Raw genomic sequence first — 21,108 nt, forward strand, 5'->3', positions numbered from 1 at the left:
TATTTTGGGTTAAAAGCTAGTGAAAAAACAACGTGGTATAGCATTACTTGAAGTGCTGATTGCTGTTTCAATCGTTGGGTTTATTATGCTCTATGTGGCTCAATTACAACGTGGTCAAATAGATGCACAGTCTCGGATATTAAATGCTGCTAAAATAGCGAAAATATATCAGCTGACGACTCAGGTTATGTTTGAGCCTTTAGTCAAAGTACAAACTACAGCTCCAACTGACATAGAAACATTTACAATTAATCAAACCATTAAAAAATTAAAAAATTCAATTTTACCGAATAATGGGGGATATATATATTTACCCGCAAGCGGTGTTAGTGCTGCTAGCTCTATAGACACTGCGAATTTTTTTAATGGTGTAGATTCTAATAATGGTTGTGGAAGCAATGATCCGGTTAGTAATGAACGCGTAAATTGTACACTAGGGCTTGAAGATGAGTTTAATTTGGGGTCTTCCTATAAGGTGAGAGGGATAAAAATTGATGGAAAAGATCGTTCTTTTTTCTCTATTAATCACACAGGTCTAAGTGATATTCGTGGTGTGAAACCAACATCAGTCACGATTTTCATTGATGGACTTCAAGCTCTATCAGGACTTAACGACATTTATGCCTTAGCCGAAGCGGCAAGCCAGCAAGTTTCGCAAATTGATGACATGGAGAATAGTGCTTACGCGAATATTCATATTGCTGATTTTAACGCAGCCACTGTTGAACGTTACGATACCGGGTTTAATGCACACGAAGTGCTGACAGGTCATACTATCTTGCCTGGTGGTATAAGGACCAATATGGGCTTAGCTATTGTTTTTGACTTAGAGGGCACACAAGCGTTAAGAAGTGACGGGATGGTAGCAATTGAGAAAGATAGGCCTTTATGTTGGAATGTTGAGACAGGCGCTGCTGCTGATGACTATATTTGCCAGTCGGCAATGGTGTCAGATATAAGTACAGACCATGGCGCTGATGGGGATAATAAAGGCGTCAAGTTTTTGAATACTGATGGAGGTTTAGTTTATCTAACATCGAATCAAAAAGACGGTACTAAAATTTACCGCACGCCCGTTGAAGTTGTCGTGGAATCGTTTCTTCATAATTGTGATAGTAATGGATCTCAATGTGATTCAGTTCATATAAATAAGCCAGTCTGTCCTAGAATGGGAACAGACGAGTTACTGCCACATTTGTCTGTTGTTGGGAGCTCTTATTCAAATAGCGGCCATGGTTATTTTCCTATTGGTGCTGGTAGTCCCAATTATGGACAGAACAGTATTTCCGACCAAAATAATAGGGCGGAGATTGTTTCTGGTGTGCTTTTTCAATGGACGAATAGGGATGATCAGTGGGATGTTACGGGAATTATAGGGTCGCCCAACGACGTTAACGGCGATGAGGGTACAAATCCTAAGTCACTACAAATCGTTGCATTACGTTGGTGTGAAGGAAGACAGTCTTAAAGCACTGCAGTAAATCGGTGAAATAGGAAAGAAGTAAAAAGTGAATATAATAAAATTGATTTTAATTCCTGTTATGAGTATAGGGTTTCTACCTGCATATTGTTTGGCAAGTAGCGAATTGAGTGTAGAACAAGGCAATCAATTAATAACAAGCAATGAAGATAAAAATATAGAGCTGGTGATAGAAGAAGGAGCCAGTTTTAAATACACATTGATTGAGTTTTTAAATAATTATGACTATAAAATGAAATGGGATACAGAAGATTTTATTTCAAGCTACCGGGTGAAATATCAAGCAAAAGACCCCATGTTCCTTGTAAAGAAGGTTGTGAGTGATATTCGTGATAATGGAAAAAAAATTAAAGCGACGGTTTATAGAAATAAAATATTGGTTATAACAAATGAAAATGACTAAATGCTTTACCATTATAATGGTAATACTTTCATCTGCCTGTGCAGATTTATCATCAATTAACCGTGATGCGGAAGATATTGAATCTAATAAATTAAAGTTGGAAGAGGATTTTTCGTCTTTTACGGTGTCTGATTCTAATTATATGGATCTAAAAAATAATAGCTCTTACCCTGATGGTTATTGGTCGTTACATATAAAAACGACACATTTTAGTCCAGTTAGTATTGATATTTTACTTAGTGATTTGGCAAAAAGAATGAACGTCTCATTTTTTGATAAAGGTAGCGATGGCAATATTAAAAGATCTATTAAATTTGAAGGTAGTGTCGAAGACTACATTAAATATTTGACGGATGCTTATGATATTTTTATTGATATAGATAAGAATAAAATCGTAAAAAGAAGTAGTAAAACTCAAATATATAAGCTTTACAATTCTCGTTATTTGAAAAATGAGTCACAGTATGCTTTTGGTTCGCAAGTGGCTGGCGGCGGCGGCAGTGGTTTCTCTGGTTCAATTGCTATCGGAGGAACAGTTGATTTGTGGAGTGAGGTACGAAGTTACTTAGATTCTATCGCTGACGGCAGTGAGTCATTTAAATATTCTATTTTCCAGGAATTTTCTCAACTGTCTGCGACGGGATCAAAAAATGAGCTAGACAGCGTGAGGGAATTTGTCAATAGCTACAATAAGCTAGCCTCTACAGAGGTTAAAATATCGTATAAAATTGTGACAATTGATCAAAAAACGTTGCAAGTTTTAGGCGCTGATATTCAAGGTGGAAATTCAACGGTTGGCATAAATGGCACGGCAAATAATGGTTTTGGTGGTAACGATGTAAGCTCAGTGTTATTTGGTTATGCTATTGATAAAGACAACGGTATTGGTGGATCGTTAACGGCCGAATTACTTCGCAGTGGCGCTAAAATTGTGAGTGAAGGTGTTGCGGTTAGTTTAAATGGCAAACCCGTTCCAGTTAATGCAGTAAACGAAGTCGGTTATGTTAGCAGTATTACCCGAGTACCTGGCGATGAAGGCAGTGAGGCTGCGCAAACAGTATCCACAGATACTCTAGAAACAGGGATGTCATTTATGATCGTTCCTGAAGTTCTCACTGATGGTAGAATTAATATCACCATGGGTTATTCAAGGAAACGATTGAATAAAATAGCTTCATTTGGTGATGATGCTGACTCTGTTCAGTTGCCGGATATTTCACGAAACGAGAATATAAATAACTTAATTATAGAAGAAGGCAAAGAAATGGTTGCCGCAATATTTACAGAAGAACAACAAAATCGAGGTGATTTTACAGGGTTAGTGGGTAAATCTATGCATGACTCAGAATCAAAAAACATTGTTGCTTTGATTGTCAGGGTAGATACGAAAAAATGAAAATCATAATGGATTCAATATGGCAATATAGCCACCCTGAAAGGTTTGAATTTCTAGATAAGAGAAAAAATATATATAATCTGATATTTTCTGGTGGTGAGTCTGATGAGTCAGGAAAGATTAATTTTTGTATCAATAGTAAATTGCAAAAAAAAGATGAAGCACAGAATATTCCACTATCCAAGTTTCTTATAGATAATAACCACATTGTAAATGATGGTCATTATTATATAATTTTAGGTGAAAAAAAGAGATACAGTGTTTTCTATAAAGATGGAATTATTTTGCCATTTTCAGATAGAATATGCAGTGAAAGTTTGGTTGATTCTTTGAAAGATATATTTGACATCTGTAGTACAGAAGTCATCGAATTGACTAAGCATGACCTGAATATGACTAATAAAGAAGAAATGTCTATTCGTTTGAGTACTGCATTGAAAATTTTATTTGGATTTTTTATTTTATCTTGCTTGTTATCATTAACATACTTTTATATGTGGTAATTTATGCAAATTTCACTTAGTAAGACTAAAATTTATGCTCTATCTACAGTTGCATTATCTATTGTTATGGGTTGTGGATTAGGTGCTTATATATTTAAAGAGAAACAACAAGAAAAAGAAAGGGTAGAAGCTGCACGTCAGCAGGAACTAAATAATATAAAATCGGCTAAGCAAGACTACCTAAAGCTACTTGAAATGGTTGAGGAAACATTATCTTTTTCAGTTCCAGATTATAAGCGACTAGTGCATGAGTTTTCTAATCTAAACCTATTTGGTTGGAAGCCAATCGAATTTAAATGCCAATCTGGAAATTGTGAGTTTAAATTAAGCACAAACAATAAACATTATGTAGGTATCCCTAAAATAGCTCTTGGTTATGAAAACATTAAAACGATTATGTCTGATGAACAGTTGATTTTCCAAGGGATAAGTTTAACAGGAATAAAACGAGTATTGAACGACAAGAGGTATGACAATTTTCCTAGTTGTAATGATGCATTACTCGATATGAGGAAATTTATAGATATTAGTGCCTTTTCATTGGGTAATGGAGTAGGCAAGGCGTCTTTCAATTTCCAGCAACCACGTTCTTTAGTACAAAAAAAAGTATATTTATCTAAGGGGAATACTGATTATCTAGATATATATGGGGTTGACTGGAATGTGCAAGATTTTGATTGGATGAAAATCAGTTACTTATTTCGTTATATATTAACTCGAGATAATGTTGGTGTATCAGCTATACGAAAAATTTTTTCTGATAAAGAAAGTATTTATAGTGCAAGTGGAACGGTTTATTGCAGAGGAATCGAATGAAAATTAAATTATTTTATATATTAACACTAGTGCTTTCATTTAACTCTTATGCTGCTGATGAAAGTGACGCCAATAGTGATGAAAATTATCTTTACCAGAAAGATGTATTGCAAACAGCAAAACTAATGGATGATATTAACTTATTAAAGCTGAAGCTTGAAAAAGAAAAGATAGAAAAATCACTTAATGAGGAATTGTTAAGTAATATCGAAGTAAAAAAGCAGATTGATAAGCACCTAAACCGAAGCAGTGGCAAAGTTAAAACCTACGACCCAGCTGACGGCCCATTCAATGCGAATGGCATTAAGTTATTGTCTGTAACGTCGTTACAAAATAGCCAGAAAATGGCGGTGTTTAGTTTTTATGGTAGAAAATTCAATCTAATGCAAGGCGATAAATTTAAAAATTCGACTCTAGATATTAATAATAGTGATGTAGTGTTTAACTACAATGGTAAAAAATTCAAGTATAGTTATTGATTGTTATGGATGAAATCATAAAAACTGAATTTAATAACATAGATGTCACTAAGAGTGTTTCTATCCCAGGAAGAAATGGTCTAATGATTTGTTGGTTAAACAATGAAAATGACTATTATTTAGTGGATGATAATGGTGGTAAACAAGCGGTTTCTGACTACTTGATATTAGAATGTTTTAGCAATGATTTTGGTGATTTGCCCAAAGCTAAGTCTGTAGCAATGATCTCAAATACAGATTTTTACAAAGTATTTACAGCTATTGATTCTCAATCTGGTAGAGCTTCAAAACATAATACAGATATTGTTGATACGATAGATTCTTTGTTGGAAAGTGCTGTTGTGGCTGGGGCAAGTGATATTCATTTTGAACGAAATGATCAAGTTGCCATTATACATTTGAGAGTAAATGGGCTACTCAATAAGATCAAAACAATATCAGCTGAAAGTTGTGATGAGATGATGTTTGTTTCTTACAACATTCTTGCTACAACCAAGGAGTCAACATGGAATCGTAATATTCCACAAGATGCCAACATACTTAGGGAATTACCTTCTGGCTCGTATCGTTTTAGATATGCTCATATGCCAATATTTGGTAAGTCTGGAGGCTGTTATCATGCAGTATTAAGGATAATCAAAGCTGAAACGATACAAGTATTTGATGCTATTGATAGTGATAAAAATCCTTTAGAAATTCTACAGTTAACTCCTGATGAAGATAGAGATCTGCAAGCTATCATGCGGGCTCCACATGGTCTGTTATTGATAACTGGTGTGACTGGCTCGGGGAAATCGACAACCATTAAAAATGTACTTGAGTGGATGTATTCGAGAAAGTACAGCGGAAATGCTTGTTTCGTTACAGTTGAAGACCCAGTTGAATATAAGATTCAAGGCGCAATACAGAGTTCAGTGGTTAGACAGAAAGATGGCGCTAATGCTTTTTTACCAGCTTTAAAATCAGCGATGCGTCGTGACCCTGATGTATTAATGATTGGTGAAACTCGTGATGATCAAACTGCTGCCGCGTTGACTGGTGCGATTGAAAGTGGGCACTACGCTGTAACCACTGTTCATGCTGGGTCTGTAACTACGGCAATTCAACGTTTGGAAAGTCTAGGAGTGAAACGTGATCGCTTGGCTTCTCCTGGATTTATTGCGGGGATTATAACCCAATCTCTTGTTCCTTTACTTTGTGAGTATTGCAAAGTTCCACATAGCATTAATGATTTGGGTCATCATCTTTTTCAAAAAAGTGAGCAAGGGTGTGAACGGTGTAATCAAACTGGCGCATCTGGACGAAGGCCAGTGTTTGAAATGTTGGTACCTGATCTAAATATTTTGCAAGAGATCGCCAGTGGAAACCCAACCAAGGTTTATAAATGCTGGCGTGATAAGCACAATAAAAGGGGCAACCTGAATCAAGGTTACCTAATGAAAGAAAAAATATTTCTGCTAGTGATGCAAGGGATCGTTGATTATCAATGGTTTATTAATTTCTATGGAGAAATTGAAGACAGCATGTTGAGAGAAATGGATGAAAAAATTAGCAACCAGTGATCGTGTTCAACTCTACAGAATGTTATCGGACTTGATGAAAGATGGTTTGCCATTATTCGAGTCATTAGGCTTAATCAACAAAGCAGGGAAGAGTGTTTATAAAAAATCTTTCCTCAAAAATGTGGATTATATTTCAGAGCGTCTTCAAGATTCTTCATCGATATCTAGTGCGTTTTCAGGGGTTATTCCAGATGAAGAGCAATCTATTTTGGCATCGTCAGAGGTTGCAGGGGACTTAGTTGAAGGTTTCGAATCAGTTATTAGTTCTGTTAAAGTAAAACAACAAATATTTGCAAAGCTAACCAAGGCATTAACAGTACCTATCATATTAATTGCGGCCTGTGCTCTAGTTTTAATTATGTATAGTATTAAAGTTTTTCCAGCCTTTGAAGCGGTAATTCCGTTAGAAAAATGGCCTGGTCTATCCTACAACGTGTACAGCATAGGTTTATGGTTTATGCAACCAGGTTTCCTTTTCTTGCTTGCAGGTCTGGTTGTTTTTTTCTTCACTGTGTCAAAGTCATTGTCATTGTTGACAGGTAGTTTCAGAAATAATGTTTTGGACAAGATCCAGCCTTACAAAACATATAAAAAGCTGCAATCTTCACAGTTTTTAATGGATATATCGATACTGATTAAATCAGGTGTACCAATTGCAGATGCAATAGAGAAGAAGGCAGAAATGTCCAAAGGTTGGACGAAATATCATTATGATTTAATGTATAAAAACTTATCTATGGGGTTGTCTTACAAAGAATCACTCGATACCGGTTTTTTTTCCAGAGAAGATATATTTATTATTACTATTTATAGTTCATTAAATGGCTTTGTTGAAATGTTGACGGAAATTTCAAATAAATCTAACGAATCAACGCTAAAAAGTATTGATGATTTATCGGGAGTGTTAAATATTGTTTCGCTATTAATATTTGCCAGTGTTGTTTTGGCTATATTTGGTTCAACATTCATGCTTAGTAGTTCAATCTCCGGTGCGTAATGATATTCTATATTTCGTTTGCTCTAATTGCTGCTATGTTAAGCAGTTGTTTTGTCAGTTTTTATCAACTCTGTGTTTTTAGATATAAACTTGGTTTTGATTGGAAACGTATACTTTTTGAATCTTCATATTGTGAATCTTGTGGTTGTAAAATTAAGTATTATTATTTAATTCCAATCTTTGGTTTTGTGTTATCTAAAGGGAAGTGTGTGTCTTGCAATAAAAAAATACCAGTGAGGTATTTTTTTTCGGAAACAATTACTTTCTGTATCTCAATGTCTGTAGCGTTACTTTTAATATTGGAGTTTTTATGAAATGAATATTTTTAAAATTATATTTTTAGCAAGTGTTATTAGTTTTTCGTCGCTATCTTTTTCTGCCGGTGAGAACAAGATATATTCTTCCAGTTTTCTTCAGGGAAGTGTGAAAGCATTTTATATTAACTTTGTTATTCGTGTGAAAGATACTGATGCTGGTGCAGGAGGACAGGAGCTTTACGGTACAATTAAAATTAAGGAAATTAATGGTCATAAGGTAGATTTAGAGGTTTGGAAGAGAACAAGTGGTAACCCCACAGGTTCAACTTTAAATTTGAAAGTTGAACCTAGTCATCCTTTTATGACATCTGAGCATAGAGATAACTATATAACTCTTTCTGGCTCAATCTGGGATGAAGATGTGGGGGCGTCAGGTACAGATGATCGTCTTTGTAACTTAAAAGATGATGTGAAATTATACCAAAGTCAAGTGGATGAAGAAATTAGGAATGTTTTCACGGGGGGGATAGGGATTGTGATTATTTAAAGATTACTAAGTTTGAGCCCGCACAGTGATTAGATATAATGTTTTTTATTGCTAGTGGTTTTTCATTTTTATCATTATACCAATCACAGTAAATAAGTGATCAGAAATAGCGCAGGAAAAGGCTTGAGAACAAGGCAGGGTTTTTCGATAAGTAGTTATTCTACAATCAAAAATTCTAACGAAGTTATCGAGCATTTTAACCAGCGAGGATGAACAGTTACTTACTACGATTGGTATTATTTCGGTGGTTGGTGATGAACAACTCACACTGTATCTATAGTTTTGGCAAGTTTTTCGTTGATAACGGTATGCAGATATCAAGAGTATCTATTCCAAAGGTGACTGGCTACGTTCTGTTGCTCCTGTCTTACATCTTTAGCTGAAAAGCCATTTCAAGACTGATGCTTTCAAGGTAAACTCGTGCTTGCAGCACCCGCTTTATTTCCCATGTATGGCTAATTCACCTGACTTTTTTCGAGCATAAAGCCCTATGACAGAGCTCTATTCTATTTTTTCGCAAACCATTAAGCGTTATTACCAACCGACAGGTAAGTTAGTACTTGGTTTTAGTGGTGGTGTTGACTCGCGTGTTCTGCTGGAGTTACTTGCCCAGTATAAAGAAAGTCATGACTGTGAATGTTGCGCCGTTTATGTACACCATGGCTTGAGCGAGAATGCGGATCGATGGGCGGAGCAGTGTCAGCTGTGGGCGCAAGCGCTAGCGATCCCATTTTTTATAGAAACTGTTAAATTGGATCAAAACAGCGGAGAGAGCATTGAATCTTTGGCGCGAGCGGCGCGTTATCAAGCATTGGCGAAGCACATTACAAAGCATGATCTACTGTTAACGGGCCAACATGCTGACGATCAAATCGAAACGTTTTTGCTAGCGCTTAAACGTGGTAGTGGGCCTAAAGGTTTATCTTCTATGGCGCAATGCATGCCGTTTGGTGATGGCTATATCGTTCGACCGCTGCTTAGTGCAACTCGCGCACAAATAGAAGCTTATGCGCAGCTTAAACAGTTAGAGTGGGTGGAAGATGAGAGCAACCAAGATACCCGCTTTGATCGCAATTTTATTCGCCATCAGGTGACCCCCGTTCTTACCCAGCGCTGGCCCCATTTCCAGCAAGCAGTTGCTCGCAGTGCTCAATTGTGCGCGCAGCAACAACTTTTGCTAGAAGAACTTCTGCAAGGGGAACTGCATAGTGCGCAAATTCCAGATGGGAGCTTATCAATTCATCACCTTTCGCTACATAGTGAACTGGCTCGAAGCCAATTATTACGAATGTGGTTAGCCGCATTAGGCGAACCTATGCCAAGTAAAGAACATTTGACGATGATCTGGCAGCAAGTCGCGTTAGCTCGCCTTGATGCTAACCCATGTCTGAAACTCGGTGAGAGTGAAATTCGTCGCTTTGCTCAAAAGCTATATTGTGTCCAAACTCAGCAAGATGTTTCGCAGTGGCAAGCGCCTATAGGGCTTAATCAAGCAGTTGAGTTGCCAGATGGCTTGGGCGTACTGCACTTAAAAGCTTTGGAGCAAGATAATCAAGGTGGGATTGCGCTTGCAGGCAAGCCACAAGAGTTATGGATAAGCTTTGATCCACAAGGGCTTAGTGCTTGCCCTGTGGGTCGCGTTGGTCGTCGTAAATTGAAAAAACTGTTTCAGGAATATGGAGTGCCAAGCTGGTTGCGCCGTAGAACTCCGATACTGATGTATCGTGATCAAGTTGTTGCGGTTGCAAATTTGTTTGTTGATCGTGATTTCAGTGGGCAAGATTGTGAACTTAGCTGGGACAAGTGAACGCTTTTGATGCAAAATTCGTATAAAACGCATAACTAATATGGACATAAAGGTGGAGCAATGAAAAAAATCGCAGTGGGAGTGGTTATCGGCTTAGGTCTTCTTAGCGGTAATGCTATGGCGGGTGATGCCGCAGCAGGTCAAGCCAAAGCAGCGGTATGCGCAGCGTGTCATGGTGCTGACGGTATTGCTGTTATCCCCGGCTATCCAAATCTTAAAGGACAAAATGAGCAATATCTTGTCTCCTCTATTAAAGCGTATAAAAACAAAGAGCGCACAGGCGGGTTAGCGATGGTAATGCAAGCACAAGCGTCCATGCTCAGTGATGCTGATATTGATAACCTCGCGGCTTACTTCGCAAGTTTAAAATAATCTCAATACATTTATTCAATCTGCCCAAGCATTGCTTGGGCTTTTTATTGATTGTTTTTTTTTGCTAGCAGATAATGCCAGTCATTGAAGACAGTTTAAGGGATGAACATGAAAAAAATTGAAGCCATAATTAAACCATTTAAACTCGATGATGTACGCGAAGCGCTTGCTGAAGTTGGTATCACAGGGATGACGGTTTCTGAAGTGAAAGGTTTTGGTCGTCAGAAAGGACATACCGAGTTGTACCGTGGTGCTGAATACATGGTGGATTTCTTGCCAAAAGTGAAGCTTGAAATTGTGGTTAGTGATGATGTAGCCGACCATTGTGTCGAGACCATTATTGAAACGGCGCAAACGGGTAAAATTGGTGATGGTAAAATCTTCATTACTAGTGTTGAGCGTGTTGTGAGAATTCGTACCGGTGAAGAAGACGAAGACGCTATTTAATTTATCTAGAAAAGGGGCGATTCGCTCCTTTTTTCTCCTATTACTCCCTTGTTTCTGGTTCACATCGCGTGGCTAAATTCATGAAGAAAAAATACCTCATTGCCTTACCTGTGTTTGTTATTTTTATTGCCGTGGTGAGTTTTTTCTTTATCTTCACCATCCCTAGCCAGCCGCAAATACTGACAATCAATCATCAAAATAGTGCATCACCTTTAGTGTGCTACGACAACCCCAATGCTCAGGTTATTGATGCTAACGGGCAGCTAGAGTTACTGGTTTGGAATATCTATAAGCAAAATAGAGTTAACTGGCACAGTGAGCTAGATAAATTCAGCCAATCATCTCAACTGCTGTTACTCCAAGAAGCAAGTATGACGGAAGCATTGAAATCTTGGATTGTCGAACGTCAGTGGGGAGGAAACCAAGCCGCTGCTTTTCGTGTATTCGGTGAGTCTGCTGGGGTGCTGAATTTGTCAAAACAGATGCCGAGTTACGCCTGCGCTTATACTGAAGTTGAACCTTGGTTGCGTTTACCTAAATCGGCCATTTATGCGCTGTATCGTTTAAGTGACGGGCAATCATTAGCAGTTGTGAACTTGCATGCGGTTAATTTTACTTATGGTACAGATGAATACGCTAACCAGTTATCAACCTTGATAAGCAAGTTAGATGAGCACAAGGGGCCGGTGATTGTGGCGGGAGACTTCAATAGTTGGAGTGAGCAGCGCATGACGGCTATGAAAACGGCGTTACAAGGCGCAGGGATGCAAGAGGTAATATTTAGCCCTGATAACCGCATCCAGTTTGTCACCGGTTTAGTACTTGATCATGTCTTTTATCGTGGGCTTACGGTAATAAACGCAAAAGCGCCGCAAAGCGACGCTTCTGATCATAACCCTATGCTGGTGCACTTTAGCTTATAACAATGTAGAGCGCCCAAATCACATAGTAACCGACCCAAGGCAGTGCAGAGATAGCCAAAGCTTGCCCACGTTCCAGTTCAGTCCAAGCGCCCACTGCGGCATACCCTAGCACAATATACCAAGGTAAAAGCAGAGGAAAAGAGCTGGCAAACTGAGACCAATCGTTTGTCAGAGGTAGTTTGAGTAAACCATTCAAACTGTTTAAGTCAGCGGCGTAAGTCATCACTTGGCCATGCTTTAGCAGTAGGCTAGCGTAGCTGGCTAAGTCGCCCAACACGGCAGGGAAAGTGATGACGGCACCGGCGGCAAACCAACGCCAAAAGCCATGCTGGTGCTGACTTTGTTTGGTGGCTAAATGGAACCAGAAAGCTAGCATGAAAATCGTGACTGTACGACCAATCATATCGCTGATTATTTCACTGGCCATTAGGGTATTTGCATCCAACATCTCTAGTTGAGCAGGGTTTTCCACCGCCAGTTGTGGTGCAAGTGCTGCTTTGAGCCATTCGAAGTTGACGATATCAAAATAAGCACCCCAGAATAGAAATGGGCTCAGAATTAAAAAGATATAAGGCTGCCAGCCCCACATTCCTCGTTGATAAATGGCAAGGAAACAAGAGGTTGGTGAACGGAATATATCCATCAACATGGTTAAAGGGTTGCTAGACGGGTTCATACACTGACCTTAGTTACGTCGACATAGAGTTTAAGTTTTTGACCTGGTTTTAGGTACTTTTGATTCGCAAGATCATTCCAGTTAACGATGTCATGACTTTTCACTTTAAATTTGTTCGCGATACCACTTAGCGTATCGCCAGAGCGAACTTGGTAAAAGACGGTACGGATAATCGCGCCATCGCTACTATTTTTCCAAATAACCAGTTTTTGGCCGATTTTTAATGTGTCTCGTGGCCCCATGCCATTCCATTTTGCCAATGACTGGTGAGAAATGTTGTGTTGCTTTGCAATACTCCAAAGGCTGTCACCACTGGTAACGGTATGCGAGAGTTTGTATTTGCCTCGCGCCATTGATTGGGTTTTGGCTAGGCGATTGCTAGCACTCAGCGCGTAAGCTTTTTCATCTTTCACCGAAGTGGGGATCATTAAGTATTGTCCAGCACGGATACTATTGCTGGTGAGGTTGTTTGCTGTTTGAATCACTTTAGTGGTGGTGCTGTGCTGCTGCGCAATCACACTCAAGCTATCTCCCGATTTAACCTTATAGCGCACCAGTTTCATTCCCTTGCCACGGTTTTGTTGCACTTTTTGCATGAAAGTATCCGCTTTATCAACCGGGATCAGTAACTGGTACGGGCCTGTTGGGGAAGTCGCCCACTGATTATAGGCTGGGTTATAGCTTTGTAGCTCTTTTACTGTCATGCCGGCATAGTTAGCGGCAATGGCAAGATCAAGCTGCTCTTGTGGGTCGACTAATTCCAGTACCGGTTTGTTTGCGATTGCTGGAATGGTAATACCGTATTTTTCTTGATTGGCGATGATGTCTGCAACAGCAAGCAGTTTTGGCACGTAGCCTGTGGTTTCAGTTGGCAGATCTAAGGAAAAGAAATCGGTAGCTTTACCCGCTTTTTGATTTTTACGAATTGCGCTTGAGATACGACCTCCACCGCTATTATAGGCGGCAATCGCGTGGTTCCAGTTACCGTCAAAACGCTTATTAAGATAAGTCAGGTAATCTAAAGCTGCATCGGTGGCGGCATCGACATCTCGGCGGCCGTCATACCAAAAGTTTTGCTCTAAACCGTACATTTCCCCTGTACCTGGTACAAATTGCCACAAGCCCGCTGCGCTGCCGTGCGAGTATGCAAAGGCATCAAATGAACTTTCGACTATCGGTAGTAAGGCTAGCTCTAGCGGTAATCCGCGCTGTTCAATTTTCTCTGTAATTAAATAAAGGAAAGGTTCAGCACGCTTAGAAACCGTTTTGAGATGGTTAGGATGCTTAAGATACCAAGTACGGTAGTAATTAACGGATTTGTGCTCGGGGATATCCATCGAGAGCTGCATCGCAATACGTTGCCATACATCTTTTTGTTGTTGTGGGGTAACGACCTTTGGGAGCACTTTTGCAGGTTGCACCGGTTTATTCGCATGAATACGGTTGGTGGATGTTTGAACTTGAGGGCTATTGGCCTCTTCGGAGTTTGGTGAGGTAGTTTGATCTACTGGCTGGGTGATTTGGCATCCGGCTAATAACAGCACTACCACCCAGCTAAATTGAACTCGCATGTATAACAGCCCTTTGACTAAATGGCTGCTGATAATACTTGTCATTTTATGGCGATGACAAGCAGCAAATCGTTAAAATTCGTTCTTCCACTCACGTAATGCGGTAAAGATTGATTGAGGATCGGTTTGTAGGGTGCGATTGGCGACCGATTTCATCACACTTTCTTGTTGCGTACGTAAAAAAGGGTTGATTAATTTCTCTTGGCGAATGGTGGTTGGCACTGTTGATTGCTGCTGAGCTCTAAGACGATTAACTTGGTCACGATACTGATGCAAGTGGTCGTTATCAGGTTCGACTGCAAGTGCAAATGCCACATTACTGGCTGTGTATTCATGGGCGCAATACACTTCAGTTTCCTCAGGTAATGCGGCTAGTTTATTCAGTGAAGTGAACATTTGTTCCATGGTGCCTTCAAATACGCGACCACAACCCGCGGAAAAGAGTACGTCGCCGCTGAATAGTTTTGCGTCCCCCACGTAACCAATGTGTCCATTTGTATGTCCTTCGAGGCCTAGCACCAGAAACACTTCATCAAATAGTTCTATTTGGTCCCCGGCTTCAACTGGGTGAGTTAAGGTCGGAATCGGTTCATTCACTGGGCCCACGACATTTATATTGGGGTGCTGGCGAACCAATTCAGGTACACCACCAATGTGGTCATGGTGATGGTGGGTAATCAGAATTGCTTCAAGGGTCAATTGATGTTCGGTGAGGTATTGCAACACCGGAGCAGCATCGCCCGGGTCGACAACTGCACAACGCTGATCGCTATTTTGGATCAGCCAGATGTAATTATCATTAAATGCGGGTATGCTTTTGATCTGTAACATGAGTATCTCCAGTCACCGAGGTGAAATAGGTTATCGATGAAGCCAGCACGTAGCGAAAAGAAGTTAGATAAACCTCACTCTTGGTCTCAGCTTAAAAATGGCCAGTGGGTCAGTGATTCTATTCAAACTCGGCTTGATGAGTGGTGCCCAAAATTGTTTGGCTACCATATGCTTAAGCTCGGTGGTCTTAGTTGTGAGCTTGCCAGTTGCAACTGCAATATTCAACACCAAGTTAATCTTGATATAAAAAATCCGTTACATAACGTCATTGCGGATAGCTATGAACTTCCATTTCTAGAAAAGAGTTTCGATGTGGTGATGTTGGCGCATCAGCTCGATTACTGTGATGACCCGCATCGCGTTTTACGAGAAGTCGATAGAGTGATGATTGACGATGGTTACATCATTATTACCGGCTTTAATCCGATAAGTTTTACTGGTATAGCTAGTTTTATGCCATGGCGTAAACGCAACCTTCCTTGGAGCGGGAGAATGTTTACGGCAAGCCGCATCAAAGATTGGCTGAGTATTTTGAATTATCAAGTGATCGCGTGTGATCAATACGCGTTGTTTCCTATGCAAAAATATCAACCGATGTGGACATGGCTCGAAAACAGTATCGGAGACTGGGCGTCTCCATTTGGTAGTTTGTACTTTATTGTTGCTCGTAAACGGACTTATCCGCTTAAACCGATTAAGCCGCATTGGCGTTTGAAGCGACGCCTCTCTCCAGTTGGGGTGAACTATCGCTTAAAGAGCCAAAATCAAAATAAAGCGTAATATGGTTTATTCGTTGGGCTGATAACCCGTATCTTCTTCGGTAGGATTTTCGGCAGCCGCGCGTGCTAATTCATCGCATATTTCATTTTCGCGATGACCTGCGTGACCTTTGACCCATCGCCAATCAATCTCGTGGCGGGCGCTTTCTTTGTCTAACAATTGCCATAAATCTGCGTTTTTGACTGGCTTTTTATCTGCCGTTTTCCAACCGCGTTTTTTCCAGTTGTGGATCCACTGGGTTATTCCTTGACGTACGTATTGGCTATCGGTCGTTAGAATGACATGACATGGCTCTTTAAGTGACTGCAACGCAACCACCGCAGCTAACATCTCCATTCGGTTGTTGGTTGTCAGTGTATAGCCTTTGGCTAAGGTCTTTTCGGTCTGCTTATAACGCAGGACAATGCCATAGCCACCGGGGCCGGGATTACCCAAGCAAGATCCATCAGTGAAAATTTCCACTTGTTTTGTCATGATTTGGTACTATTAGGTTACGCACATTATCGGCATAGTCTGACATAGATATCCTTATGAATACTAGTAGCAATTCAGAATCTCAACGTATCGTTGTTCTCGATACGGAAACCACGGGTATGAACCGTGAAGGCGGTCCTCATTACGAAGGACACCGAATCATTGAAATTGGTGCTGTGGAAATTATTGACCGGAAACTGACTGGTCGTCATTTTCACGTCTACCTAAAACCGGATCGTGAAATTCAGTCAGAAGCGGTGGAGGTTCATGGTATTACCGATGAATTCTTGGTTGATAAACCACTATACCGAGAGGTGCACCAAGAGTTTTTAGATTTCATCAAAGGGGCTGAATTGGTTGCTCACAACGCGCCCTTTGACGTTGGCTTCATGGATTATGAATTTAGCAAACTTGACCCACGTATCGGTAAGACTGAGCAATATTGTAAAGTGACCGATACCTTGGCAATGGCCAAGCGTATTTTCCCCGGTAAGCGCAATAACTTAGATATTTTGTGTGACCGCTACGGTATTGATAACTCACACCGTACCTTGCACGGCGCTTTGCTCGATGCCGAGATCTTAGCCGACGTCTACCTGTTAATGACGGGGGGGCAAACCTCATTGCAATTTAGTGCAGGAACTCAAAGTGATGGCAGTATGGGAGGAGAGTCAATAAAACGTGTCGCTGCTGGGCGGAAAAAGCTAAAGGTTTTGCACGCGTGTGCCGATGAATTACAAGCACACCAAGAAAGATTAGATCTGGTAGAGAAGAGCGGAAGCTGCCTCTGGCGTCAGTAGGAGAAAATATGTTGAGGATAATGGCGGCTTGTTTAGGGCTGATATGGAGTATTGGTGTTTTTGCTGAGAGTGCATCCTCAATGTCGTTGCTCGATAATCGTTTTCGGGTTGATCCGACCATTACGCAAATTACTTTTGTAATTTATCGCGAACCCGCTTCTCAGCCTGTGGTGTTGGTGCGTCCGGACGGTAAAAAGTATTATGCGGGGCGACATGAAGACAATATGCGTTGGTATCAAGAACCTAGCATGGATATTATTTCTATCGATACACCTATGCCGGGGCCTTGGCAGGCGATAGGTAAAGTGTCGCCTAAAAATAACATCAAGTTAATTTCTCATCTCCAACTCAATACCGATGTGTTTCCAAATCGTCTTTATCACGGTGAGGAGATCAAGTTTACTGCTCGCTTGAGCTCTGATGGCCAGCAGCTTAAGTTGCGAGACTTTTTAGACAGAGTTAACTTGAAGGTTACGTTTACCAAATATGTTGAAAATGAAGACGAGTTGGTGAAAGAAGCACGCCCCATTCCTGAAGTGATCGGTGAGTTTAGCGATGATGGCCGTGGTTTAGATGAATACCCCGGTGATGGTGTATTCACCGTTGCGTTACCAATTACTCCTCAACCTGGCAAATACCGTGTGCGAATTACATCTGGCAATGGTGTGTTCTTACGTGCGCAAGAACAAGAAGTCTTGGTTTATCCAACACCGATATTAACCACTTTTATTCAATCTCGAGTTGATGGAGAGCCGCACCAGGTCGTTTTTTCAGGCGAGCAAGGTATGATTGAGCCCGGCTCAATTGCGGCACATATTGAGCATTCGGATATCTATGATGAGCGGTTTGTTGCTGAAAGTCAGTCCGCTGAAGATGAATTAAAACTGAGCCTAGATATACCCAATGAAGGTGATAATGGGAATTATCGTTGGTCAGGTAAATTGTATGCTACCGATCTCTCGAATAAGCGACCGCTGTATTTTCCAATAGCTGAGCGAACTTACAGTGTGGTTGATGATGTGAATATTGCTGAAATGCGGCGTTTACAACTCGAAGAAGAAGCAAAACAGCGTCAGATAGAGCAAGAAAAGCTGATCATTCAAATGCGTGAAGAGGCGACGAGTCGTAGCATTATGATCATCGCTATTGGCAACGTGGTGGCAATCCTTTTAGGGCTATTGATATGGTTTATCATACGCAAACTGAAAGCAAGGAAAGCACTGCAACCTGAGTTGCAATTGAATATGCCCAAGAAATAGCACCGTCGAAGTCGGTATAAATTAGAAATCGGTTGTTTTAGTTACAAAATAAGGGGCGCTTAGAAAGCGCCCCTTGTCTTTTATCAAACATGAATTAGGCAACTTCACCCATCGCTGGGTATTGTGACTTTGCGGCGAGTTCCTCTGACGCAAAATCATCCACATTAATGGTGTATAAACGATGAGCTTCCGCCTCAGTTAATAGCTGTGCTTCTTGCTCGGTGAGAATTTTCTGTTGCAAACCAATGGCGGCGACTTCATCTAAACGCAAGAATGGGCGACGTTGATTGGTTACCGAGCATACTTTATCGAACAACGGCTCTGCACGTAAAATAACCTCTAGTGCTTGTTCAATCTTACCTGCTGCATTATGTGCAGTTGGGGCAAGGTATTGATTGCGGCCAATGCGGGAGCGAGTTTCACTCGGTGTTTGTAGAATTTGTGCTACTTTACTGTCTAGCTTGTCGTTTGGCGCTTTACGGACGCGACCAATCGGCATCAGCAACACGCGCAGTACTTTTCCAATCACCTTGTTCGGGAAGTTAGCTAAGAACTCGTCGATGGCGACTTCCGTTTGCTTCAAGCTATCTTGTAGCCCCCAATGTACTAAAGGCAAATCTTCAACCGGACGACCATCATTTTCAAAGCGTTTTAGTGTTGCTGAGCTTAAGTAAAGCTGGCTTAAAATATCGCCAAGGCGTGCCGATAAACGTTCTTTACGTTTGAGTGAGCCACCAAGTACTGCCATTGAAATATCAGACAGTAACGCTAAGTTTGCGCTGTAACGGTTCAATTGTTGGTAGTAACGCTTGGTTGCATCACTGGTTGGAGCTGATGAGCCTAACCCATCGGTGATACCAAACCAAATGCTGCGTACTAGGTTACTCATAGTAAAGCTAACGTGCCCTGCGAGAGCTGCATCAAATTTTTCAATTGCGTCAGAATCTTGCGAATAAGCGGCATTCATCTCTTCCAAAACATAAGGGTGACAGCGGATAGCACCTTGACCAAAGATGATCATCGAACGAGTCAGAATATTTGCCCCTTCGACTGTTACAGCAATCGGTGCGCCTTGGTAGCTACGTGCTAAAAAGTTTGAAGGACCAATACATATGCCTTTACCACCGACAATGTCCATCGCATCGATGATGCTGCGTTGGCCGCGATGGGTACAGTGGTATTTAACAATGGCCGAAATAACCGATGGTTTTTCACCTAAATCAATACCAGCAACAGTTAGGTTACTTGCTGCATCCATTACATAGGCATTACCACCAAGGCGGGCTAATGGCTCTTCAACTCCTTCCATGTGGCCAATAGGCTGTTTAAATTGGCGACGGATACGTGCATACGCGCCCGTTGCTAATGCTGCGGTTTTAATACCACCAGTTGAGTTTGATGGTAGGGTAATACCACGTCCGACAGAAAGACATTCCACCAACATACGCCAGCCTTGGCCAGCCATGCTTGGGCCACCGATAATGAAATCAAGCGGTACGAAAAGATCATTTGCGCGCGTGGGGCCATTTTGGAAAGGTACATTAAGTGGAAAATGGCGATTACCAATTTCAACCCCTTTCAAGTGGGTTGGGATTAACGCACAAGTAATACCTAGCTCTTGGGTTTCCCCCAATAGGCCATCTGGGTCGCGCAATTTGAAAGCCAATCCCAATACGGTAGCAACAGGAGCTAGGGTGATATAGCGTTTGTTCCAAGTTAAGCGCATGCCCAGCACTTCTTTTCCTTCCCATTTGCCTTTGCAAACCACGCCAAAATCAGGAATAGAGCCTGCATCTGAACCCGCTTCTGGGCTAGTTAACGCAAAACATGGGATCTCTTTACCTTCAGCAAGTCGAGGTAAGTAATGGTTTTTTTGTTCTTCAGTACCATAGTGTTGCAGAAGTTCACCTGGGCCTAACGAGTTTGGTACACCAACGGTGGATGAAAGTACTCCCGATACACCTGTTAGTTTTTGCAATACGAGCGATTGAGCATAGGCTGAAAATTCTAAGCCACCATATTGTTTCTTAATGATCATGGCGAAAAACTTGTTATCTTTTAAATATTGCCAAACTTCAGGCGGAAGGTCTGCCAGTTCATGAGTGACTTGATAGTCACTGACCATGGCACACACCTCATTCACCGGACCATCAAGAAAGGCTTGTTCTTCTGTACTTAGTTTTGGCGCGGCAATCTTGTGCAGTTTGTCCCAGTTTGGTTTTCCTTTGAACAGATCTGCTTCCCACCAAACAGTACCGGCGTCTAAGGCTTCTTTTTCTGTCTGTGACATGGCAGGAAGAACTTTTTTAAATAGTTTCAATGCTTTTTCGCTGATCAGACTTTGGCGAATAGAAGAGATAGCAAAGACTGCAATAGCGGCGAGGTAAAGTACCCAGCCGATAAACCCAGCGTAGTCAAAAACCGTTAACGCAATCATAGTAACGGTTAATGCCGTTAAGGCAGTAAAGAGTGAGGTTCTGTGGTAGAGGCAAATACCGAGTACAGCGATAAAGCCAAGTGTAGAGAGCAAGATGTCCATAATATGTTTCCCTTTAAGACGGAATGTATTTTGTTATACGTCTTGATTTTTGAAAGTGGTCTAACCAGTGGTAATTGTAATCAGAATATTAATGAAATGTAAAACCTTATATTGTTCAAAAAGTGATCCATGTAGAGCAAAAAATCTAAATAATCCAATGTATCCATGACTTTCTACGTATGGAATGAA

At 40.9% G+C, this 21,108-nt stretch carries 22 protein-coding genes; 17 read left to right on the forward strand and 5 right to left on the reverse strand.

Annotation, left to right across the window (positions count from 1 at the left end):
- Nucleotides 1–19 precede the first annotated feature (19 nt).
- The 14 genes from MCT08_RS04965 to MCT08_RS05025 all read left to right on the forward strand — a co-directional run bounded on the left by MCT08_RS04965 (nt 20) and on the right by MCT08_RS05025 (nt 11,989).
- Complete coding sequence (locus MCT08_RS04965; RefSeq protein ID WP_274677988.1) at nt 20–1,468, forward strand: type IV pilus modification PilV family protein; 1,449 nt, start codon at nt 20–22, stop codon at nt 1,466–1,468.
- A 40-nt stretch (nt 1,469–1,508) separates the two neighbouring features.
- A complete protein-coding gene (locus MCT08_RS04970; RefSeq protein WP_274677989.1) occupies nt 1,509–1,883 on the forward strand; it encodes a TcpQ domain-containing protein in 375 nt (124 codons plus the stop codon).
- A complete protein-coding gene (locus MCT08_RS04975) occupies nt 1,870–3,279 on the forward strand; it encodes a type IV pilus secretin PilQ (protein ID WP_274677990.1) in 1,410 nt (469 codons plus the stop codon). Before MCT08_RS04970 ends, MCT08_RS04975 begins: the two co-directional genes overlap by 14 nt.
- An 8-nt stretch (nt 3,280–3,287) precedes the next feature.
- On the forward strand, nt 3,288–3,782 hold the full coding sequence (locus tag MCT08_RS04980) for a hypothetical protein (protein ID WP_168786584.1): 495 nt from the start codon (nt 3,288–3,290) through the stop codon (nt 3,780–3,782).
- Between the two features lie 3 nt (nt 3,783–3,785).
- A complete protein-coding gene (locus MCT08_RS04985; RefSeq protein WP_274677991.1) occupies nt 3,786–4,598 on the forward strand; it encodes a hypothetical protein in 813 nt (270 codons plus the stop codon).
- Nucleotides 4,595–5,077 (forward strand): hypothetical protein, encoded by a 483-nt coding sequence (locus MCT08_RS04990; RefSeq protein WP_168521334.1) that lies wholly within the window; start codon nt 4,595–4,597, stop codon nt 5,075–5,077. Before MCT08_RS04985 ends, MCT08_RS04990 begins: the two co-directional genes overlap by 4 nt.
- A gap of 5 nt (nt 5,078–5,082) precedes the next feature.
- The gene (locus tag MCT08_RS04995; RefSeq protein WP_274677992.1) at nt 5,083–6,639 is read left to right on the forward strand and encodes an ATPase, T2SS/T4P/T4SS family; all 1,557 of its coding nucleotides are present in this window, start codon (nt 5,083–5,085) and stop codon (nt 6,637–6,639) included.
- Nucleotides 6,617–7,636 (forward strand): type II secretion system F family protein, encoded by a 1,020-nt coding sequence (locus tag MCT08_RS05000; RefSeq protein ID WP_274677993.1) that lies wholly within the window; start codon nt 6,617–6,619, stop codon nt 7,634–7,636. Before MCT08_RS04995 ends, MCT08_RS05000 begins: the two co-directional genes overlap by 23 nt.
- Nucleotides 7,637–7,671: 35 nt before the next feature.
- Nucleotides 7,672–7,950, forward strand: coding sequence for a prepilin peptidase (locus MCT08_RS18655; protein WP_425609354.1), 279 nt, complete (start codon nt 7,672–7,674; stop codon nt 7,948–7,950).
- Between the two features lies 1 nt (nt 7,951).
- A complete protein-coding gene (locus tag MCT08_RS05005; protein ID WP_274677994.1) occupies nt 7,952–8,440 on the forward strand; it encodes a hypothetical protein in 489 nt (162 codons plus the stop codon).
- 490 nt (nt 8,441–8,930) lie between these two features.
- Nucleotides 8,931–10,247 (forward strand): tRNA lysidine(34) synthetase TilS, encoded by a 1,317-nt coding sequence (tilS, locus tag MCT08_RS05010; protein ID WP_261915224.1) that lies wholly within the window; start codon nt 8,931–8,933, stop codon nt 10,245–10,247.
- A gap of 60 nt (nt 10,248–10,307) precedes the next feature.
- Nucleotides 10,308–10,619, forward strand: coding sequence for a c-type cytochrome (locus MCT08_RS05015; RefSeq protein ID WP_261917466.1), 312 nt, complete (start codon nt 10,308–10,310; stop codon nt 10,617–10,619).
- A 108-nt stretch (nt 10,620–10,727) separates the two neighbouring features.
- Nucleotides 10,728–11,066: a nitrogen regulatory protein P-II gene (gene glnB, locus MCT08_RS05020; protein ID WP_168521350.1), complete on the forward strand. Its 339-nt coding sequence runs from the start codon at nt 10,728–10,730 to the stop codon at nt 11,064–11,066.
- An 80-nt stretch (nt 11,067–11,146) separates the two neighbouring features.
- Nucleotides 11,147–11,989 (forward strand): endonuclease/exonuclease/phosphatase family protein, encoded by an 843-nt coding sequence (locus MCT08_RS05025; protein ID WP_168521352.1) that lies wholly within the window; start codon nt 11,147–11,149, stop codon nt 11,987–11,989.
- Here the strand turns inward: MCT08_RS05025 and MCT08_RS05030 are convergent.
- The 3 genes from MCT08_RS05030 to gloB all read right to left on the reverse strand — a co-directional run bounded on the left by MCT08_RS05030 (nt 11,979) and on the right by gloB (nt 15,067).
- Nucleotides 11,979–12,665 carry a YIP1 family protein gene (locus MCT08_RS05030; RefSeq protein ID WP_274677995.1) on the reverse strand — a complete coding sequence of 229 codons (687 nt, stop codon included), beginning with the start codon at nt 12,663–12,665 and terminating at the stop codon, nt 11,979–11,981. The genes MCT08_RS05025 and MCT08_RS05030 overlap by 11 nt on opposite strands.
- Nucleotides 12,662–14,236 (reverse strand): lytic transglycosylase, encoded by a 1,575-nt coding sequence (locus MCT08_RS05035; protein ID WP_053311007.1) that lies wholly within the window; start codon nt 14,234–14,236, stop codon nt 12,662–12,664. The genes MCT08_RS05030 and MCT08_RS05035 overlap by 4 nt, the downstream gene beginning before the upstream one ends.
- A 72-nt stretch (nt 14,237–14,308) precedes the next feature.
- Nucleotides 14,309–15,067, reverse strand: a complete 759-nt coding sequence (gloB, locus tag MCT08_RS05040; RefSeq protein ID WP_274677996.1) for a hydroxyacylglutathione hydrolase — start codon at nt 15,065–15,067, stop codon at nt 14,309–14,311.
- 36 nt (nt 15,068–15,103) lie between these two features.
- On the opposite strand from gloB, the gene MCT08_RS05045 reads away from it, so the two are divergent.
- Nucleotides 15,104–15,847 carry a class I SAM-dependent methyltransferase gene (locus MCT08_RS05045; RefSeq protein ID WP_053310950.1) on the forward strand — a complete coding sequence of 248 codons (744 nt, stop codon included), beginning with the start codon at nt 15,104–15,106 and terminating at the stop codon, nt 15,845–15,847.
- A 6-nt stretch (nt 15,848–15,853) separates the two neighbouring features.
- Here the strand turns inward: MCT08_RS05045 and rnhA are convergent, their stop codons facing one another.
- Nucleotides 15,854–16,321 (reverse strand): ribonuclease HI, encoded by a 468-nt coding sequence (gene rnhA / locus MCT08_RS05050; protein WP_053310951.1) that lies wholly within the window; start codon nt 16,319–16,321, stop codon nt 15,854–15,856.
- A gap of 56 nt (nt 16,322–16,377) precedes the next feature.
- On the opposite strand from rnhA, the gene dnaQ reads away from it, so the two are divergent.
- Entirely contained in the window at nt 16,378–17,121 is a 744-nt protein-coding gene (dnaQ, locus tag MCT08_RS05055) for a DNA polymerase III subunit epsilon (RefSeq protein WP_053310952.1), read from the forward strand.
- 8 nt (nt 17,122–17,129) lie between these two features.
- On the forward strand, nt 17,130–18,380 hold the full coding sequence (locus MCT08_RS05060; RefSeq protein WP_274677997.1) for a TIGR03503 family protein: 1,251 nt from the start codon (nt 17,130–17,132) through the stop codon (nt 18,378–18,380).
- A 94-nt stretch (nt 18,381–18,474) separates the two neighbouring features.
- Here the strand turns inward: MCT08_RS05060 and fadE are convergent, their stop codons facing one another.
- Nucleotides 18,475–20,919 (reverse strand): acyl-CoA dehydrogenase FadE, encoded by a 2,445-nt coding sequence (gene fadE / locus MCT08_RS05065; protein WP_274672587.1) that lies wholly within the window; start codon nt 20,917–20,919, stop codon nt 18,475–18,477.
- Between the last annotated feature and the right edge of the window lie 189 nt (nt 20,920–21,108).

It is taken from the genome of Vibrio aestuarianus, assembly GCF_028858425.1.
Taxonomy (GTDB): Bacteria; Pseudomonadota; Gammaproteobacteria; order Enterobacterales; family Vibrionaceae; genus Vibrio; species Vibrio aestuarianus.

Bases quoted from the DNA above. Each gene is read 5' to 3' on its own strand.
- MCT08_RS05005 (WP_274677994.1), top strand. From the start codon at position 7,952: ATGAATATTTTTAAAATTATATTTTTAGCAAGTGTTATTAGTTTTTCG.
- MCT08_RS04980 (WP_168786584.1), top strand. From the start codon at position 3,288: ATGGATTCAATATGGCAATATAGCCACCCTGAAAGGTTTGAATTTCTA.
- MCT08_RS04985 (WP_274677991.1), top strand. From the start codon at position 3,786: ATGCAAATTTCACTTAGTAAGACTAAAATTTATGCTCTATCTACAGTT.
- MCT08_RS05060 (WP_274677997.1), top strand. From the start codon at position 17,130: ATGTTGAGGATAATGGCGGCTTGTTTAGGGCTGATATGGAGTATTGGT.
- gloB (WP_274677996.1), bottom strand. From the start codon at position 15,067: ATGTTACAGATCAAAAGCATACCCGCATTTAATGATAATTACATCTGG.
- tilS (WP_261915224.1), top strand. From the start codon at position 8,931: ATGACAGAGCTCTATTCTATTTTTTCGCAAACCATTAAGCGTTATTAC.
- MCT08_RS05025 (WP_168521352.1), top strand. From the start codon at position 11,147: ATGAAGAAAAAATACCTCATTGCCTTACCTGTGTTTGTTATTTTTATT.
- glnB (WP_168521350.1), top strand. From the start codon at position 10,728: ATGAAAAAAATTGAAGCCATAATTAAACCATTTAAACTCGATGATGTA.
- MCT08_RS05035 (WP_053311007.1), bottom strand. From the start codon at position 14,236: ATGCGAGTTCAATTTAGCTGGGTGGTAGTGCTGTTATTAGCCGGATGC.
- MCT08_RS04975 (WP_274677990.1), top strand. From the start codon at position 1,870: ATGAAAATGACTAAATGCTTTACCATTATAATGGTAATACTTTCATCT.
- MCT08_RS05015 (WP_261917466.1), top strand. From the start codon at position 10,308: ATGAAAAAAATCGCAGTGGGAGTGGTTATCGGCTTAGGTCTTCTTAGC.
- MCT08_RS05000 (WP_274677993.1), top strand. From the start codon at position 6,617: ATGAAAAAATTAGCAACCAGTGATCGTGTTCAACTCTACAGAATGTTA.
- MCT08_RS05045 (WP_053310950.1), top strand. From the start codon at position 15,104: ATGAAGCCAGCACGTAGCGAAAAGAAGTTAGATAAACCTCACTCTTGG.
- rnhA (WP_053310951.1), bottom strand. From the start codon at position 16,321: ATGACAAAACAAGTGGAAATTTTCACTGATGGATCTTGCTTGGGTAAT.
- fadE (WP_274672587.1), bottom strand. From the start codon at position 20,919: ATGGACATCTTGCTCTCTACACTTGGCTTTATCGCTGTACTCGGTATT.
- MCT08_RS18655 (WP_425609354.1), top strand. From the start codon at position 7,672: ATGTTAAGCAGTTGTTTTGTCAGTTTTTATCAACTCTGTGTTTTTAGA.
- dnaQ (WP_053310952.1), top strand. From the start codon at position 16,378: ATGAATACTAGTAGCAATTCAGAATCTCAACGTATCGTTGTTCTCGAT.
- MCT08_RS05030 (WP_274677995.1), bottom strand. From the start codon at position 12,665: ATGAACCCGTCTAGCAACCCTTTAACCATGTTGATGGATATATTCCGT.
- MCT08_RS04990 (WP_168521334.1), top strand. From the start codon at position 4,595: ATGAAAATTAAATTATTTTATATATTAACACTAGTGCTTTCATTTAAC.
- MCT08_RS04995 (WP_274677992.1), top strand. From the start codon at position 5,083: ATGGATGAAATCATAAAAACTGAATTTAATAACATAGATGTCACTAAG.